General features: G+C 65.5%; 11 protein-coding genes. 5 read left to right on the top strand and 6 right to left on the bottom strand.

The window, feature by feature from the left end; translation table 11 throughout:
- Nucleotides 1-2: 2 nt before the first annotated feature.
- The 3 genes from LW136_RS20885 to LW136_RS20875 form a co-directional block, all read right to left on the bottom strand.
- Nucleotides 3-311, bottom strand: a complete 309-nt coding sequence (locus tag LW136_RS20885; RefSeq protein ID WP_014821988.1) for a DUF2388 domain-containing protein — start codon at nucleotides 309-311, stop codon at nucleotides 3-5.
- Nucleotides 312-377: 66 nt separating this feature from the next.
- Nucleotides 378-5087 carry a PAS domain S-box protein gene (locus LW136_RS20880; protein ID WP_234173996.1) on the bottom strand — a complete coding sequence of 1570 codons (4710 nt, stop codon included), beginning with the start codon at nucleotides 5085-5087 and terminating at the stop codon, nucleotides 378-380.
- A 191-nt stretch (nucleotides 5088-5278) separates the two neighbouring features.
- Nucleotides 5279-6865: a L,D-transpeptidase family protein gene (locus LW136_RS20875; protein ID WP_473774561.1), complete on the bottom strand. Its 1587-nt coding sequence runs from the start codon at nucleotides 6863-6865 to the stop codon at nucleotides 5279-5281.
- A gap of 227 nt (nucleotides 6866-7092) precedes the next feature.
- On the opposite strand from LW136_RS20875, the gene LW136_RS20870 reads away from it, so the two are divergent.
- Entirely contained in the window at nucleotides 7093-7806 is a 714-nt protein-coding gene (locus tag LW136_RS20870) for a murein L,D-transpeptidase catalytic domain family protein (RefSeq protein ID WP_234173986.1), read from the top strand.
- A 169-nt stretch (nucleotides 7807-7975) separates the two neighbouring features.
- Here the strand turns inward: LW136_RS20870 and tfpB are convergent, their stop codons facing one another.
- Both tfpB and LW136_RS20860 read right to left on the bottom strand, forming a co-directional pair.
- The gene (gene tfpB, locus LW136_RS20865) at nucleotides 7976-9760 is read right to left on the bottom strand and encodes a type IV pilus assembly ATPase TfpB (protein ID WP_234173984.1); all 1785 of its coding nucleotides are present in this window, start codon (nucleotides 9758-9760) and stop codon (nucleotides 7976-7978) included.
- A gap of 105 nt (nucleotides 9761-9865) precedes the next feature.
- Complete coding sequence (locus tag LW136_RS20860; RefSeq protein WP_234173983.1) at nucleotides 9866-11230, bottom strand: CYTH domain-containing protein; 1365 nt, start codon at nucleotides 11228-11230, stop codon at nucleotides 9866-9868.
- Nucleotides 11231-11343: 113 nt separating this feature from the next.
- On the opposite strand from LW136_RS20860, the gene LW136_RS20855 reads away from it, so the two are divergent.
- From LW136_RS20855 to argA, 4 genes are all read left to right on the top strand, one after another.
- Entirely contained in the window at nucleotides 11344-12021 is a 678-nt protein-coding gene (locus LW136_RS20855) for a TIGR00153 family protein (RefSeq protein WP_014821982.1), read from the top strand.
- A gap of 39 nt (nucleotides 12022-12060) precedes the next feature.
- Nucleotides 12061-13326: an inorganic phosphate transporter gene (locus LW136_RS20850; protein ID WP_102839399.1), complete on the top strand. Its 1266-nt coding sequence runs from the start codon at nucleotides 12061-12063 to the stop codon at nucleotides 13324-13326.
- A 118-nt stretch (nucleotides 13327-13444) separates the two neighbouring features.
- Nucleotides 13445-14596 carry an acetylornithine deacetylase gene (gene argE / locus LW136_RS20845; protein WP_208217261.1) on the top strand — a complete coding sequence of 384 codons (1152 nt, stop codon included), beginning with the start codon at nucleotides 13445-13447 and terminating at the stop codon, nucleotides 14594-14596.
- Between the two features lie 45 nt (nucleotides 14597-14641).
- Nucleotides 14642-15940, top strand: coding sequence for an amino-acid N-acetyltransferase (gene argA, locus LW136_RS20840; RefSeq protein ID WP_208217262.1), 1299 nt, complete (start codon nucleotides 14642-14644; stop codon nucleotides 15938-15940).
- A gap of 33 nt (nucleotides 15941-15973) precedes the next feature.
- Here the strand turns inward: argA and gshA are convergent, their stop codons facing one another.
- Nucleotides 15974-17551 (bottom strand): glutamate--cysteine ligase, encoded by a 1578-nt coding sequence (gene gshA, locus LW136_RS20835; protein WP_234173975.1) that lies wholly within the window; start codon nucleotides 17549-17551, stop codon nucleotides 15974-15976.
- Between the last annotated feature and the right edge of the window lie 32 nt (nucleotides 17552-17583).

The following is a 17583-nucleotide window of genomic DNA, read 5'->3' as shown; positions in this document are numbered from 1 at the left end:
CGCTATTGAAGCTGTTCGGCCGCGAGGATCGCGCTGGCCAGCTCCATGTCGGTGGCTTCCAGCTGCGGCTGCTCGCTGCGCAGTTGCTGCAGCATGGCTTCCAGATACGGGCCGCGGATCTCGCCGTTGCTGGCCACGAAGCTGCCTGCATCCTCGCGCGCAGGTATCACCAGCTTGTCGTCCTTGAAGGTCATGTAGGTGGATGCTGTGGTCGCACCCGAGGAGAGAATGTCGCGGACCAGGCCATCGGCCACGGCGCTGCCAACCGGCACCAACGCCAGGGTGAACGCTGCGAAAAGTGTCTTGCGCATGAGCGGAAACCTCCTTGCTATCGTTCTTCTGAGAGTGCGATGGGCGAAGGAGAGTTCCGGTTGCCGCTAGTCGCGCCCGTCGATCAGGCGCCGGATGCGGGCAGCGAGGATGTCGATGCTGAACGGTTTGGCGAGGATATCCATGCCGGGTGCGAGGAAGTCGTTACGCATCTCGTCGTCCGGTACATAGCCGGTGATGAAGAGCACCTTCAGTTCGGGGCGGTGCTGTCGCGCGCTTTCCACCAGCTGCCGTCCGTTCAGGCCGGGCAGGCCGAAATCGGTGACCAGCAGATCGAGGCGCTGATCGCTGTGCAGGTAGGGCAGCGCGCCATTCGCATCGACCGCTTCCAGCACCTGGTAGCCCAGCTCCTGCAGCACCTCCACGACGAGCATGCGCACGGCGGCCTCGTCCTCCACCACCAGCACGATCTCCCCGTTCGTCGCGCTCGGCACCTCCGTCGATTGCGACGCTGCAGGCGGTAGCTCGTCCTGGGCCTCGTTGCGCGGCAGGTAGAGGATGACCTGCGTGCCTTCGCCCAGCGTGCTGTCGATGCGCACGTGACCACCGGTCTGCTTGGCGAAGCCGTAGACCATCGACAGGCCTAGGCCGGTGCCCTGGCCGATCGGTTTGGTGGTGAAGAATGGATCGAATGCCTTGGCGATGGTCTGAGCCGACATGCCGGAGCCGTTGTCGGTGACGCTCAGCACCACGTAGTCGCCCGGTTCGGGGGCGTCCGGCTGGCGCTGTTGGATCCGTACATTGCGCGTGTTCACCCCGAGGCGTCCGCCATCGGGCATGGCATCCCGGGCATTGATCACCAGGTTGAGCAGGGCGTTTTCCAGTTGGTGGCCGTCGGTGTAAGCGAGCCAGGCATCTGCCTGCAGCTCGACTTCCAGACGGATGTGCTCGCCCATGGTGCGACGCAGCATGTCCTCCATCGACACCACCAGCAGGTTCACGTCGACCGGTTTGGGGTCCAGCGACTGGCGACGGGCAAAGGCCAGCAGGCGATGGGTCAGCGCCGCGGCACGGTTGGCCGAGGTGGTCGCGGCGTCGATGTAGCGGTCGAGATCGCCGGTATTGCCGCCGGCGACACGCCGCTGGATCAGGTCGAGCGCGCCGAGCACGCCGGTCAGCATGTTGTTGAAGTCGTGCGCCAGGCCGCCAGTGAGTTGCCCGATGGCTTCCATCTTCTGCGCGTGGCGCAGCGCTTCTTCGGCGCGCTCGCGCTCGGCCATCTCGATGTGCAGCCGGCTGTTGATCGCCGCCAGCTCGCGGGTACGTTCGGCAACCCGGCGCTCAAGGCTGTCGTTGAGTTCACGCAGCGCCTCTTCGGCGGCAACCTGGGCAGTGACATCAGTATTGGTGCCGAACCAGTGGGTAACCTGGCCGAAGTCGTCGCGAATCGGCAGCGCGCGGGAGAGGAACCAGCGGTACTTGCCGTCCTTGCCGCGCAACGGAAAGGTTTCTTCCCAGATCGAGCCGATGGCAAAGGCGCGCTTCATCGAGGCGCTGACCCGCTCATGATGGTCCGGGTGGTTCACCGTGCGCCAGCCAAGGGCGCGCATGGCTTCGTCGGTGGTGCCGGTGTAGTCGTACCAGCGCTTGTTGTACCAGTAGATGTGGCCGCTGGGGTCGGCCATCCAGGCGAACTGGCTCATGTTGTCGGCGAGGGTGCGGAACTGCTCTTCGCTCTCCCGCAATGCGCGTTCGGCGCGCATGCGCTCATCGGCGGTCCAGGCGCGGTCGGCGACTTCGCGGATGAACGAGATGTCGTCGTCGAGCCAGCCGCGCGGCTGTTCTTCGAGCAGCATCATCACGGCGGAAATGCGGCCCTGCTCGAACAGCGGGACGCAGACGATGCTGCGGATCTGGCTTTCGGCGAAGTTCTCCGCATGGCTGGCAGTGCGGGCATCGTGCAGCACGTCTTCGATCACGACCAGTTCGTTCTCCTGCAGATCGTAGAAGAAGTCCCCGTAATCGGCGAAATGCACCACTTCGCTGCTGCTGTCCGAACTGCCGTCGCTCCAGTAGCGCTCGATGGTGGCGCTCTGGCTCGGTGCATCGACACTGGCGAACAGCACGCGGGAAACACCGATGGTGCGGCCGATCACGCTCACCGCGGCATGCGCAATGGTCTGGCTGTCGTGCTGCTCGCGCAGCAGGTCGCCCAGTTCGATCAGCGCGGTCTGACGCTGTTCGGCCTGCTGGCGATCCTTGATCTGCTCTTCGAGCATCTCGTTCATGCGCAGCATGCGTTCGGCAGCGTTGCGTTCGGCGGTGATGTTGCGCGCGGTACCGAGGATGCGCACCTTGCCGCTGGAATCGACGAGCCGGCGGCCACGATTGGCGAGCCAGACGAACTCGCCGATGCGGGTATCGAAGATGCGGTAGTCGAGCTGGAACTCGCCGTCGCCACGTCCCGCCAGGGTCTCGCCCAGCGCCTTGAGCAGCACGCTGCGGTCGTCCGGATGGATCCGCGCAAGAATCTCGTGCACACCCAGCCCCGGCTCATCCGGCGCCAGCCCGGCCATGGCCTTGAGTTGTGCGTCCCAGTGCAGCGAATGATGGCTGTCGCGGTATTCCCAGACGCCGATCGAGGCGATCTCGTTGGCGAGGCTGATGCGCTGCTCGGCTTCGCGCAGGGCCTTGCTGGCCCGCATGCGCTCGGCCGCGGCACGGATGCGCTCCAGCACCTCGCGCGCCAGGCCTATGTCATCCGGGCTCCACGGCAGCGGCTGGCTGCGGATGAACATGAGCAGCGCGGGCTGGGTGCCGGACTCGACACCTGGCAGCTCGGTGAACAGGACCGAGCGGGCGGCCAGATGTTGCAGCAGCGAGTCACTGCCTGACGTGTCTTCCTCGAGCACGACCAGGTTTTCGTCTGGCAGGCGGTCGATGAAACCGGCGGCGTCCGCTTCCAGGCTATGACGCCCTATCCGGCTCGGAGCATCCGCAGCCAGCCATTCCTGTTTCACGGCCAGCGTGCCGTCCTTCACGGTCCCCCAGGCGATGCAGTCACAGTGCGTCAGCCGGGCCAGGCGCTCGTCGAGTACGCAGCAGACATCGACCCGCTCGCTGCAAGCCTGCAGACAATCGCTCAGTTCGAGAAGAAAAGCCTGCAATGCCTGGTGCTGGGTGCGCTCACTGATGTCGCTGAAGGTGCAGATGGCGCCCTGCAGCTCGCCGTCGCGGTAGATCGGCGCGACCCGGTATTCCACCGGCAGGCTGCTGCCGTCGACGCGGAAGAACAGTTCGTGCTCGACGTGGCGTGGTTCGCCGGTCGTGGCGGTGTGCTGGATCGGGCAGTCCTGCACCGGGTACGGGCTGCCGTCCGGATGGCTGTGATGGATCACATGGTGCAGCTGGCGGCCTAGCACTTCCTCGCGGCTGGCGAAGCCCAGCAGGTTGAGGAAGGCATCATTGCACAGGGTGACCATGCCGCCGCGGTCGATGGAGTAGAAACCTTCGTTGGCCGAATCCAGCAACAGGCGGGTGAAGGCTTCGCTCTCCAGCCGCTGCATCTCCGAGCGCCGGCGGCTGTCGACGTCCTGGGCCACGCAGACCCAGTGCAGCAATTGTCCGTCGGCATCGTAGATCGGTGCAGCGCTGACCTGGAACCAACGCGGCTGGCCATCGATGTCGCGCAGGGGCAGTTCGAGCTTGAACGGTAGTTGGCGTTGCAGCGCGGCCTGCCATTGTTCGGCCGTACGCTGGCGATCGTTCGCGGAGACTGCGACAAGCCAGCCGTCGCCACGTGATTGCTGCTCGTCCAGGCCGGTGAATTCGCACCAGTAGCTGTTGCAATAGCTCAGGCTGCCATCGGCATCGCATTGCCAGACCACCTGTGGGCTGAGGTCGACCAGCGTGCGGTAGCGCTCCTCCATTTCCCGGGCGAAGCTCTGCTGCAGACGCGCTTCGGTCAAATCGCGGAGAATTTTGACGAAGCCCTGCGTCTTGCCGTCGTGCAAAAGCGGGGTAAGCACTCCACTGGCCCAGAAGCGGGAACCGTCCTTGCGCTGGTGCCAGCGCTCATCGATGGCGCTGCCTTTCTCGCGTGCCGTGCGCATTTCCTGCTCAGGGGCGTGTTGTGCGCAATCCTCTTCGGTGAAGATGCGGGCGAGCGGCTGGCCAATCATCTCTTTGGCAGTCCAGCCGAGCATGCGCTGCGCACCGCTGTTCCAGCTGGTGATGCACCCGCGCGGATCGCTGGCGAGAATGGCGTAGTCCTGGGCGCTGTCGATGATCTGGCGGCTGCGCGCGTCTTCGCCGCGCAAGCGCCGCAGTTCCAGCAGCGCCATGACCTGGCGTGCCACTGCCTGCAGTTGCGCACCCTGACGTGGCGAGAGCTCGCGTGGCTGGCGGTCGCAGACGCACAGCGTACCCAGCGGCAGGCCGTCGTCGTCGCGCAGGATCGCCGCGGCATAGAAGCGAGCGGGCTCGCCTGCGGCGAGACGTGGCATTTCCACGGGTGCGCTGAGCTCGCCGCTGTGCCTGGTGATCAGCGGCTCGGATTGCAGGATCGCGCGGGCACAGAGCGAGCGCGCGAGCGGAACGGGCTCGCGCTGGAGCGCGAAGGCGCCCTTGCAGTACTGGTACTGGTCATCGATGAAATGGATCGCCGCCGCCGGACAGGCACAGAGGTCCGCAGCCATGGCGGCAAGCTCATCCAGCTCCGCGTCGCACGAGGCGTCGAGCGCGGCATAACGAGCCAATGCGATCAGCCGTTCAGCTTCATTCCAGGTCGCTGTGAGGGCGCTGTGTTCGGCGTTCAAGGTGTCCTGCTCGGCTATCCATGGCACTGAGTAATTCAGACGGGTCTGTCAGTCGACCACCCTTCAGCGGCGGGTGTGTCGAGCGGTCAGCAAAAGACTACGCCGAGCCTGCTTGGTTCAGGCAGCAGGCGACGAAACTCCCGACGAACGGAACGCCGCGCGGGTGCCCGCACCGGGTCGTCAGCGTTGCGCTAACGCGCCGCGTCCAGCGCCCTGAGGAGCGCGGCATCGCGCTGGTAAATGTCCGGGCGATAGCGCAGCTGGCCGGTGTCGTCGACGGCCGCGGTCCAGTAGGCCATCAGGATCGGCGTGCGGCGCGCCAGGCGGTACTCGTGGGTCTTGCCGGTCTGCAGCAGTCTGGCGACGGTCTCGCGCTCGTCTTCGTCGAGTAGCAGATCGACCAGCTGCAGCGCCCCTTCGACGCGCACGCAGCCGGAGCTGAGGGCACGCTGGCTGAGATCGAACAGCGGCTTGCTCGGCGTATCGTGCAGGTACACCGAGAACGGGTTGGCGAAGCGGATCGCCACCTGTCCGAGCGGATTGGCCGGACCTGCCTCCTGGCGCAGCATGATGTTGCGCGGTGCATGCCAGTCGATGCTGGCCGGGTCCAGGTCGTTGCCCTGGGCATCGAGCACGCGCATCCCGTGACGCGCGAGGTAGCCGGCGTCCTCGCGGATCAACGGCAGCTTGTCCTGCTGCAGGATGGTCGGAGGTACGGTCCAGGTGGGGTTGAGCGTGAGTCGGGTGATCTGCGATTTCAGCGGCGGCGTCTGCCGCGTCTGGCGGCCGACCTGGGTGCGCGTGTGCCAGAACGGGCAGCTGTCGCGGTAGTAGATCAGCCGTGCGCCGGCGATATCCACCAGCAGCGATTGCGGCTCGATGTCCCGGCTGATCCAGCGCAGGCGCTCCAGATTGATACGCACCTGATCGAGACGGCTGGCCGGGCTGACGTTCAATGCAGCCAGAGTGCCGGCGCCGATCACGCCGTCGGCTTCCAAGCCATGTCGCGTCTGAAAGCGGCGCACCGCCTCGACCAGCTCGTCGTCGTAGCGCGGCTCCAGCGCCGCCGTACTGGCGGCGCCGGCGAGCAGCATTTCGCGCAGCAGCGGCACACGTTCATCGCTCATGCCGGGTCGCAGCGTCGTGCCGTCCGGCAATGGCCGCCAGGCGGGCAGCGGCGCCAGGCGCAACCGCGCATAGGCGGCGCGCAAGTCGCGGTACAGCGCAAGGGCCGGGCGGGCGCGCTCGAAGGCCTGCGGCAGATCGGTAAGGCCCTGCACGGCGATCTGCAGCAATTGCTGGCTATCGTCGCGCTCCGCGGCGTCGGGGCTGCGCCAGATCGGCTCGACATCGGCCTGGCGCAGGCGGCCACGGGCCAGATGGTGCAGCGCTTCCAGATAGGCGTGGCTGGTGAGGATGTCAGCGCATTCGCGATGCAGCGGCGCGGTCGAAGACTGATAGAGCTGCTCGCGTATGCGCGCCGGCTGATACTGCGCCGGGTCCAGACCGTCATCGGCCAGTTGCGCGAGCTGCTGCAGCAAGCCGTCGAGCGTCGCATAGGAATTCCACACCGGTTGGTGATGCACGGCTGCATAGAATGCCGACAGTCGCTGCAGCGCCTCTGGCTCCGGCCTGTCCGGCATCGCCGTGCAGAGCTCTGGCAGGTTTGTCAGCGCGGTTTCGAGCGGCGTCGGCGGCGCGACGAGCGGCTCTGCCGAGGCCGCGATCGGGGCGAGGCAGAGCCAGACGGCAAGACGAAATGCACATTTTTTGAACAATTTATCGCTCCAGGCCATTCCCGTGACTGCTAGACTGCGCGCCTGTAGGGCCGCCGTTCCGGTGTCTGCCGGCATTCTTTCGGGCCCATAAAAACATATCCTGCCGGGCATTGGGCGCACGTTCGTCCCGCCCGGCTTTGTTGCGCTGCTGCTGTGTTCGGCAGCGAGTATGCGGCGCCGGTCAGACAGGAAGTCGTCAGGCCGGGCCCGACGAGGTTGCTTGCTCGATGATGTCCATGCTTCGACGTGCCTGCCTGGCGGCGGGACTTTTCATTCTCGCTTCGCCTGTCTGGGCGGCTGGTGGAACCTATCAGCCGATGGTCGACAGCCTGGCCCGATTGGCGCCCACGCTCGACCGCCAGGTTCTGACCCACGCCGTCGCGGCCATGCAATGCGCCGTCAACAACGGTGCAAGTGCTGCCCAGCGTCTGGCGGTGATCGATTTTTCGCTGCCTTCCAGCGAACGCCGTCTGTGGATCTTCGACCTGGAAAAGGAGGAGCTGTTGCTCGAGGACCTGGTCGCCCATGGCCAGAAGTCCGGCGACAACCACGCCACGCAGTTCTCCAATACGGTAGGCAGTCACCAGTCCAGCATCGGTCTGTTCCGCACCGCCGAAAGCTACAGCGGCAAGCATGGCTACTCGCTGCGCATGGACGGATTGGAGCCGGGAATCAATGACCGCGCCCGCGAACGCGCCATCGTCATCCACCCGGCGGCTTACGTGAATCCTTCCTGGATTGCCACCCAGGGCCGCATCGGCCGCAGTCAGGGCTGCCCGGCGGTACGGCCTGAGGTGGCGCGGATGGTGGTCGATAGCCTCAAGGGCGGCCAGTTCATGTTCTCCTGGTACCCCGACCAGCAATGGCTGCAATCCTCGGCGTATCTCAACTGCAAGCCCAACCAGGTCGCGACCATTCTCGCTGCACGTTCGGGCGGCTGATGCAGCATTCGGATCGTCGCTAGGGTCGGCCTCATCGGCGCAAGTGCGGGCACTGACGCAGGTGCGGTCCGAGGTGGCGTAGGGTGGATCACGCTTCACCGATCCACCGGACGGAGTTGTGGTGGATGTAAAAAGCGACACCCACCCTACAAACGCCTCGAGCCTCCGGCTATTTCTGCTCGCTCTGCGGCGTCACCCGCAGCACTTCTTCCACGGTGGTGAGGCCGGCGGCGATCTTCTGGGCGCCTGAGAGGCGCAGGCTGCGCATGCCATCCTTGAAGGCCTGGCGGCGCAGGGCGACGATGTCGGTGTCGGCGGTGATCAGCGGCTTGATCGCGTCGTTCAGCAGCATGATCTCGTAGACCCCGGCGCGACCGCGGAAACCAGTGTCGCGGCATTCCAGGCAGCCTACCGCCCGTTGCGCGGTGGTCGGCAGCGGGGCGTTCCAGGGTTTGGTCAATGCGCTCCAGTCGTCTGCATCCAGCTGCATCGGCGCCTTGCAGTGCGGGCACAGCGTGCGCACCAGACGCTGGGCCATGACGCCGAGCAGTGTGGCCTTGAGCAGGTAGTGCGGCACGCCCAGTTCCAGCAGGCGGGTGATCGCGCTGGGCGCGTCGTTGGTGTGCAGGGTGGAGAGCACCAAGTGACCGGTCAGCGCCGCCTGAATAGCCATCTCGGCGGTTTCCAGATCGCGGATCTCGCCGACCATGATGATGTCCGGGTCCTGACGCATCAGTGCGCGCACGCCGCTGGCGAAGGTCAGGTCGATGTTGTGCTGCACCTGCATCTGGTTGAAGGCGCCCTCGATCATCTCGATCGGGTCCTCAATGGTGCAGACGTTCACCTCCGGCGTCGCCAGCTGCTTGAGCGTGGTGTACAGCGTGGTGGTCTTGCCCGAGCCGGTCGGCCCGGTGACGAGGATGATGCCGTTGGGCTGGCCGGTCATGCTCTGCCAGCGGCGCAGGTCGTCGGCGGAAAAGCCCAGCTGGTCGAAGCCCTTGAGCAGCACTTCGGGGTCGAAGATACGCATCACCATCTTCTCGCCGAATGCCGTTGGCAGCGTCGACAGGCGCAGCTCGACTTCGCCGCCTTCCGGCGTCTTGGTCTTGACCCGGCCATCCTGCGGTTTGCGCTTCTCGGCGACGTTCAACCGGCCGAGAGACTTTAGTCGGCTGACCACCGCCATCGTCACCTGCGGCGGAAACTGGTAGACGTTGTGCAGCACGCCATCGATGCGAAAGCGCACGGTGCCCTGCTCGCGGCGAGGTTCGATGTGGATATCGCTGGCGCGCTGCTGGAAGGCGTACTGGAACAGCCAGTCGACGATGTTGACGATGTGCGAGTCGTTGGCATCCGGCTCCTGATCGCTGGCGCCGAGGTTGAGCAGCTGCTCGAAGTTGCCGACGCCGCTGATCTTCTGATCCGTGCTGCTGGCACCGCTGACCGACTTGGCCAGACGGTAGAACTCGACGGTGAAGCGTTGAATGTCCGTCGGGTTGGCCACCACACGCTTGATCGGCCGCTTGAGCACGTGGGTCAGGTTGGCTTCCCAGCCCTGCACGAAGGGCTGGCTGCTTGCGATGGTGACGGCGCTGCTGTCCACCGCCACTGCGAGGATGCTGTGGCGCTGGGCGAAGGCGTAGGACATCAGTGGGGTGACGGCGGCGACGTCGATCTTCAGCGGGTCGATGCGCAGATACGGCTGGCCGGCGCGTTCCGCCAGCCAGACGGTCAGTGTTTCCAGATCGAGCTTCTTGCCCGGCCTCTGCAGATCATCAAGCTGCTGCGCGGCGAGGAATTCCAGCGGATGCTGCTGGTTGGCGACCGCGCTGCGGCGTACCGTCAGGCACTGCTCGGCGCTGTCCTGCGCGACCCGCCCCTGGGCGACCAGCTCACGCAACAGGTCGGCTAGATCGAGAGGGCGGTCCTGAGTGGGCGAGTTCAGCACGGACATGGAGTTCCTTCGACGTGGCGGCGCAAAAAACCAAGCTTGCCGCTAAAGCCCCGACGCTGTCTGCTGCCGGGGTTCAACTTTGCGCAGCTTGCGCCGTCTGGGACGCTATTTCTCCAGCTGCTTCCAGGCCTTGAGCGTCCAGACCAGGTGCGCCTGCTCGACGCGCATTTCCAGCGCTTGCTCGTCGATGGGCTGGCGGGCCAGTTCATGCAGCTTGGCCAGCTCGCCGTACAGTCGATCGACTTCCGGCAACTCCAGCACGCTGCGGGCCAGATGCAGCCAGACCAGCAGGCGCTCCATGCGCGGGCTCTGTTCGGCGAGGTCTTCGGGTTGTTGCTGGTAGCGCGGCAGTTGCAGGGCCTTGGCTTCTTCCGCCAGCAGATGCAGCAGCCACTTGCCCAGCTCGGCAGCGCCCTGGCGATCGCCGCGCGCACTGCGGCCTTCGGTCCAGCTGCGCTGCAGCAGCCAGAGCGAGGCTTTCAGCGACAGCAGGCCCCAGCGGGTCTGGCCCAGTTCCTCGGCGAACTGCACTGGTGCGGCCTTGCGCACGCCTTCATCGTCCTGGCCGGCTTCGACCCGTGGGCGCCAGTCCTGGATCAGCGCGTCGAGCAGTTCACGCAGCTCACGACTGCTGGCGCGCGGGGCGGCCTGGCCGAGGCTGCCGAGCAGGGCGCGCAGCTCGATCAGCTGCTGCAGCCAGTCACTCAGCAGTTTCCAGCGGCCATTGAAGCGGTACTGCTCAGCCAGACGCTGGCTGTTGCCCAGCAGCTGCCAGCCGAGGGCTACCACCGCGTTGTCCAGCGGCATCGTAGCGTCGAGTGCCGGCGCCGGCAGCTGCAGGTTGTAGCCATCGGCGTCATGCAGGCGATAGCCGCGCTCGGCCTTGCTGATGTCGCAGGGCATCAGCGGCAGGTCGGCGGCCAGCTCGGCCGCCAATTCCAGCAGCGCTTCCGGATCGCCCTGGCGCAGCTCGAGCTCCAGCTCGCAGATTTCCTCGGACTGCTTGCCGGCCTTGACCTGGCCCAGATCCAGCGCCGCCTCGATCACCACCTTGGTCTTGCCGCGGCCCCAGGCAATTTCGGCTTTCTCGCGCACGAAGTCGGTGGTGAAGATCGGCTTGAGGCTTTTCTTGTCCAGCTCGGCGAGGCTGGCCGGCCAGCAGTCGTCGTCAAGCTTCTTGGTGTCGAGCTTGGCCTTGTCCAGATACCAGTCCCACTCGTTGCGCTCGGAAAGCCCGGCGACGCTCTGGCCGCGGCTTTTCAGGGTCTGGATAAACTGCTCGCCGTCGCGGCGCAGGCGCAGCGCGACGCGGGCCTGGGCGAGGGCGCGCTCGGCGGTGTCGTAATACTGGTTGAACAGCTCATGGCGCGACCAGCCACTCTTGTTGCGCTTCTTCAGCAGCGGATGATCGCGCAGGGCGAGCAGGGTTTCGCGGCTGGCGCGTAGCTTGATTTCGGTTTCTTTCTGCATGGTGCCGACTGGGTGCCTATGATGTGTGGATGTTGCAGCCTGATGACGCACGGTAGCAGGCGTGATGGCCTGTCCGTATACTTGCCGCCTCTTTCAAGCCGGGGCTTTACCCTATGCCAGTCAATCCTTTCGTCAGCTTGTTCGGACGTTCGCCAATCGGCCCGATGCAGCAGCATATGGCCAAGTCGCATGAGTGTGCAGCGAACCTGGTACCGCTGTTCCAGGCGGTCATGGCCGAAGACTGGGAGAAGGTCGAGCAGATCCAGCAGCAGATGGCGCAGCTGGAAAACGAGGCCGACAAGCTGAAGAAGAGCGTTCGCCAGCACCTGCCCAAGAGCCTGTTCTTGCCGGTGCCGCGTTCCGATCTGCTTGATCTGCTGAGTGTACAGGACAAGATCGCCAACCGCGCCAAGGACATCGCCGGCCTGATGCTGGGTCGCTGCATGACCATCCCGCAGGCACTGCAGCCGCAGATGTTGGCTTACGTGCAACGCACCGTGGATGCCAGCGCCCAGGCGCTGAAAGCGCTGAAGGAACTGGATTCGCTGCTGGAAACCGGCTTCAGCGGCCGCGAAGCCACTCTCGTCGAGAAGATGGTCGAAGAGCTCGAGGAAATCGAGCGGGAAACCGACCGCATGCAGATCACGGTTCGCCGTGCGCTGTTCCACCTGGAAAAGGATTTGCCAGCAGTCGACGTGATCTTTCTCTACAAGATCATCGAATGGATCGGTGATGTAGCCGACCGCGCAGAGCGCGTCGGCAACCGTCTGGAACAACTGCTGGCGCGCTGAGGCGCCGGCATCCTTTCTGGGTTCAACAGGTAATTCCTTATGTCTCTTATTGCGGATTACGGCTTCGTACTCCTGATTCTCGCCTGCGCATTCGGTTTCTTCATGGCCTGGGGCGTCGGCGCCAACGATGTCGCCAACGCCATGGGCACTTCGGTCGGTTCCCGTGCGCTGACCATCAAGCAGGCGATCATCGTGGCGATGATCTTCGAGTTCTGCGGGGCCTACCTGGCCGGCGGCGAGGTTACCGAGACGATCAAGAACGGCATCGTCGATGCCGAGGTCATCCCGCCCGATCTGATGGTGCTGGGCATGATGTCGGCGCTGCTGGCGGCCGGTACCTGGCTGATGATCGCGACGATGAAGGGCTGGCCGGTTTCCACCACGCATTCGATCATCGGCGCGGTCATCGGCTTCGCGGCCGTCGGCGTGTCCACCGATGCGGTGCACTGGGAGGCCATCGGGCCGATCGTCGCCAGCTGGGTGGTCACGCCAATGCTTTCAGGGATCGTGGCCTTCGGCCTGTTCATGAGCGTGCAGAAACTGATCATCAACACCGATCATCCCTTCGAGAACGCCAAACGGTTCGTCCCGCTGTACATGTTCCTGACCGGCTTCATGGTCGCCTTGATGACGGTGACCAAAGGCCTCAAACATGTTGGCCTGCACCTGAGCAGCCAGCAGGGTGTGGTCATCGCCTTCGGCATCGGCCTGCTGGTAGCGCTGCTCGGCGTGGCGCTGCTCAGCCGCATCAAGCTGGACGTGGAGGCGGACAAGACCTTCCACTTCGCCAGCGTGGAGAAGGTCTTCGCCGTGCTGATGATCTTTACCGCCTGTTCGATGGCCTTCGCCCACGGCGCCAACGACGTGGCCAACGCCGTCGGTCCGCTGGCCGCCATCGTCGGTGTGATCGAGTCCGGTGGTGCTGCCGACGTCGCCGCCAAGTCCGCGGTGCCGGGCTGGGTGCTGCTGCTGGGCGCGCTCGGTATCGTCATCGGTCTGGCCACCTACGGCTACAAGGTGATCGCCACCATTGGCAAGGAAATCACCGAGCTGACCCCGAGCCGCGGCTTCGCCGCCGAACTGGCCACCGCGACCACCGTGGTCGGCGCCTCGGCCATCGGCCTGCCGGTTTCCACCACCCATACGCTGGTGGGTGCCGTGCTTGGCATCGGTATCGCTCGCGGTATCGGTGCGCTGAACCTGGGCGTGGTCGGTTCGATCTTCATGTCCTGGCTGATCACTCTGCCGGCCGGTGCCTTCCTCGCGATCGTCTTTTTCACCGTGCTCAAGTTCATCTTCACCTGAGTCGAGCCGACGCGATCGACGCCCCGCCTCGGCGGGGCGTTTTCGTTTGCGGGTCCCGCCGTCGCGCGTTTCGTGCTTCACTGCACCTTCGTTCCGATCGCATCACGGGAGGTCACCGGTGCCCATTCCTTCGCTCAAGGAGCAGTTCGCCGCGCTCATTGCCGCGCCTTCCGTCAGTTGCACGCAGCCTGGCTGGGATCAGAGCAACCGTCCGGTGATCGAGCTGCTGGCCGCCTGGCTCGGCGAGCTGGGCTTCGCCTGCGAGACGCCGGAGATCGCGCCCGGCAAATTCAACCTGCTGGCCAGCTACGGCAGCGGTCCCGGTGGCCTGGTGCTGGCCGGACACAGCGACACCGTGCCGTTCGATGGTGAACTGTGGACGGCCGATCCGCTGCGCCTTCGCGAGGCCGATGACCGCTGGTACGGGCTCGGCAGTTGCGACATGAAGGGCTTCTTCGCGCTGATCATCGAGGCGGTGCGGCCTTTGCTGGAGCAGCCGTTCCGTCGTCCGCTGCTGATCCTCGCCACCTGCGACGAAGAAAGCTCGATGTCCGGTGCCCGCGCCCTGGCCGCAGCCGGCCGGCCGCTCGGGCGCGCGGCGCTGATCGGCGAACCCACGGGGCTGCGGCCGGTGCGTCTGCACAAGGGCATCATGATGGAGCGCATCGACATCCTCGGGCAGAGCGGGCATTCCTCCAACCCCGCCTACGGCCACAGCGCGCTGGAAGCCATGCACGGCGTGATCGGCGAGATGATGACGCTGCGTCGGCAGTGGCAGGCCGAGTATGACAATCCGCTGTTCGACGTGCCCAAGCCGACCCTCAACTTCGGCTGTATCCACGGTGGCGACAACCCCAACCGCATCTGCGGGCAATGCGCGCTGGAATTCGACCTGCGCCCGCTGCCGGGCATGGACCCGCAGCAGCTGCGCGGGATCATTCGCCAGCGCCTGCAACCGCTGGCCGAGCAGCACCAGGTGAAGATCGACCTGGCGCCGCTGTTTCCGGCGGTGCCGCCCTTCGAACAGCCGGCCGAAAGCGAGCTGGTGCGCCTGGCCGAGCGCCTCACCGGGCACCGCGCCGAGGCGGTGGCGTTTGCCACCGAAGCGCCTTATCTTCAGCAGCTCGGCTGCGAGACCCTGGTGCTCGGCCCCGGCGACATCGCCTGCGCGCACCAGCCAGACGAGTACCTGCAGCTCGAGCGCATCGAACCGACCGTGCAGCTGCTGCGTCGGATGATTGAGCACTACTGCCTGCAACCCCAGGCCTGACCGGCCGCCCACCAGACGAACAAGACCTGCCACAAAGGCTCATCCATGCACGACTACGTCACCTGGCTCCGCGATTCCTCGCCCTACATCAACTCGCACCGTGACCGCACCTTCGTCGTCATGCTGCCGGGCGACGGCGTGGAGCATGCCAACTTCGCCAATATCGTCCACGACCTGGTGCTGCTGCACAGCCTTGGCGTGCGCCTGGTGCTGGTGTTCGGTTCGCGTCCGCAGATCGAGGCGCGGCTGGCGGCGCGCGGTATCACGCCGCGTTTCCATCGCGACCTGCGCGTCACCGATGGTCCGACCATGGAGTGCGTGATCGATGCGGTCGGCCAGCTGCGCATCGCCATGGAGGCGCGGCTGTCCATGGACAAGGCCGCTTCGCCGATGCAGGGCGCACGCCTGCGGGTGGCCAGCGGCAACTTCGTCACCGCGCGACCGATCGGCGTGCTCGACGGCGTCGACCTGCACCACACCGGCGAGGTGCGGCGCATCGATCGCAAGGGCATCGGCCGGCTGCTGGACGAGCGCACCATCGTGCTGCTCTCGCCGCTGGGCTATTCGCCCACCGGGGAAATCTTCAACCTGGCCTGCGAGGACGTCGCCACCCGCGCCGCCATCGATCTGCAGGCCGACAAACTGGTGCTCTACGGCGCCGAGACCGGCCTGCTCGACGAAAGCGGCAAGCTGGTGCGTGAGCTGCGTCCGCAGCAGATCCCGGCCTACGTCGAGCGCCTCGGCAGCCAGTACCAGGCCGAGCTGCTGGATGCCGCGGCACAGGCCTGCCGCGGCGGCGTGCGGCGTAGCCACGTGGTCAGCTATGTCGACGACGGTGCGCTGCTCAACGAACTGTTCACCCGCGACGGTGCGGGCACGCTGGTGACCCAGGAGCAGTTCGAGCAACTGCGCGAGGCGACCATCGAGGATGTCGGCGGGCTGATCGACCTGATCACCCCGTTGGAAGAGCAGGGCATTCTGGTGCGGCGCTCACGCGAGGTGCTGGAACGCGAGGTCGAGCAGTTCAGCATCGTCGAGCGCGACGGGTTGATCATCGCCTGCGCAGCGCTCTATCCGATCGCCGACTCGGATGCCGGCGAGCTGGCCTGCCTGGCGGTCAATCCGGAATACCGCCACGGCGGTCGCGGCGATGAGCTGCTCGAACGCATCGAGGAGCGTGCCCGGGCGCTGGGGTTGAAGAAGCTGATCGTGCTCACCACACGCACCGCGCACTGGTTCCAGGAGCGCGGCTTCGAGCCGATCAGCGTCGACCGTCTGCCGGCCGCGCGGGCTTCGTTGTACAACTTCCAGCGTAATTCGAAGATCTTCGAGAAACCGCTCTGAAGTGTGCCGGCGGGCGTTGCGCCCGCCGTTTGCTTAGAGACTAAGACCGCGCTGGTACTCGACGACGAAGCTGTCGAAATCCAGCTCGTCCGTCGCTTCCATCTCCGCCTGGCGCTCCAGCGACTGATGCGCGGCGGATTCGAACTGATCCAGCTCGCTTGCACTCGGTGCCTGGCTGCGGAAGTAGTCGGCGTGGGCCAGGGTCTGGCGCATGGCGAACTGGCTGAAGCTCTCACCGCTGCGGCGCAGCTCGTCAAGTACGCGGGCGGACGCCGTCAGGCTGCTGTCGGCGACCTTGGCGCGCTGCTCGGCGAGCGCCTCGGCGTGCCGGGAGTCAGCATGGCTGCGGTCGAGGAGGGCGGCAACCTGGCCGATCTCGTCGAGCAACTGGTTGGCCCAGTCACTGAGCATGACGTTCTCGCCACAACGCTGCAGCTCGAGTCCCGGACGCCGGCCTTCCTTGACCACACTGAGGAAGTTGTCGGTGGCCGCGCTGCATTCGCCGTCGGCCAGGCAGGGGCTGTCGTCCAGCGCACAGAACAGCAGGAAGGCGTCGAGGAAGCGCGCTTCGTTGAGGTCGATCCCCAGCGGCAGGAAGGGGTTGATGTCCAGGCAGCGCACTTCGATGTACTGGATGCCGCGCGCGCGCAGCGCTTGCAACGGTCGTTCGCCGGTGGCGGTGACGCGTTTCGGGCGAATGTTCGAGTAGTACTCGTTCTCGATCTGCAGCACGTTGGTGTTGAGCTGCTGCCAGTTGCCGGCGGCATCCTTGATGCCCATCGCCTCATAGGGGGCATACGGCGTGGAGACGGCGCGGAACAGGCTCTCGGTGTAGCTCGCCAGGTCGTCGTAGCAGGGCGTCAACCCGGCCTGGGCATTGTTCTGGTAGCCCAGATCGCTCATGCGCAGGCTGGTGGCGTACGGCAGGTACAGGGTGTCAGCGTCGAGCGTCTCGAGCTGATGCTGACGTCCGCGCAGGAAGCCGGCGTCCAGCGCCGGTGAGGCACCGAACAGGTACATCAGCAGCCAACTGTAGCGACGGAAGTTGCGGATCACGCCGATGTAGCGCGTCGAGCGGTAGTCCTGGGCCGAGCGGATATCGCCATCATCGGCCTGCAGTACCGGCCACAGCGCCTCGGGCAGCGAGAAGTTGTAGTGGATGCCGGCGATGCACTGCATGGTCTTGCCGTAGCGCAGGGCCAGGCCCTGGCGATAGACGTGCTTGAGCCGGCCGATGTTGGAACTGCCGTACTCGGCGATCGGGATGTCCGCCTCGCTCGGCAGCGGGCAGGGCATCGACGGGCTCCAGAGGAATTCTTCGCCGAGCTTGGCATAGGTGAAGCGGTGGATCGCTTCGAGCTCGGCCAGGGTGTTCTGCGGGTCCTGGTCGGTGCCGGTGATGAATTCCAGTAGCGCCTCGGAATAATCCGTGGTGATCTGCGGGTGGGTCAGCGCCGAGCCCAGTGCGGCGGGGTGCGGGGTCATCGCCAGCTGACCGCGAGCGTCGACGCGCAGGCATTCGCGTTCGATCCCGTGCAGGCATTGACTGAGCAGCGGCAGGTGGGACGGCTCGGCCAGCAATGCCAGGCGGTGGGTGAGAAGAGCGCTCAACTTGTGGATTCCTTCACGCGACAGTCGGCCCA

This window comes from Stutzerimonas kunmingensis, from assembly GCF_021432085.1.
GTDB lineage: Bacteria > Pseudomonadota > Gammaproteobacteria > Pseudomonadales > Pseudomonadaceae > Stutzerimonas.
Note: the sequence above shows the minus strand (reverse complement) of the source record. Positions and strands in the feature narration are given on the sequence as shown.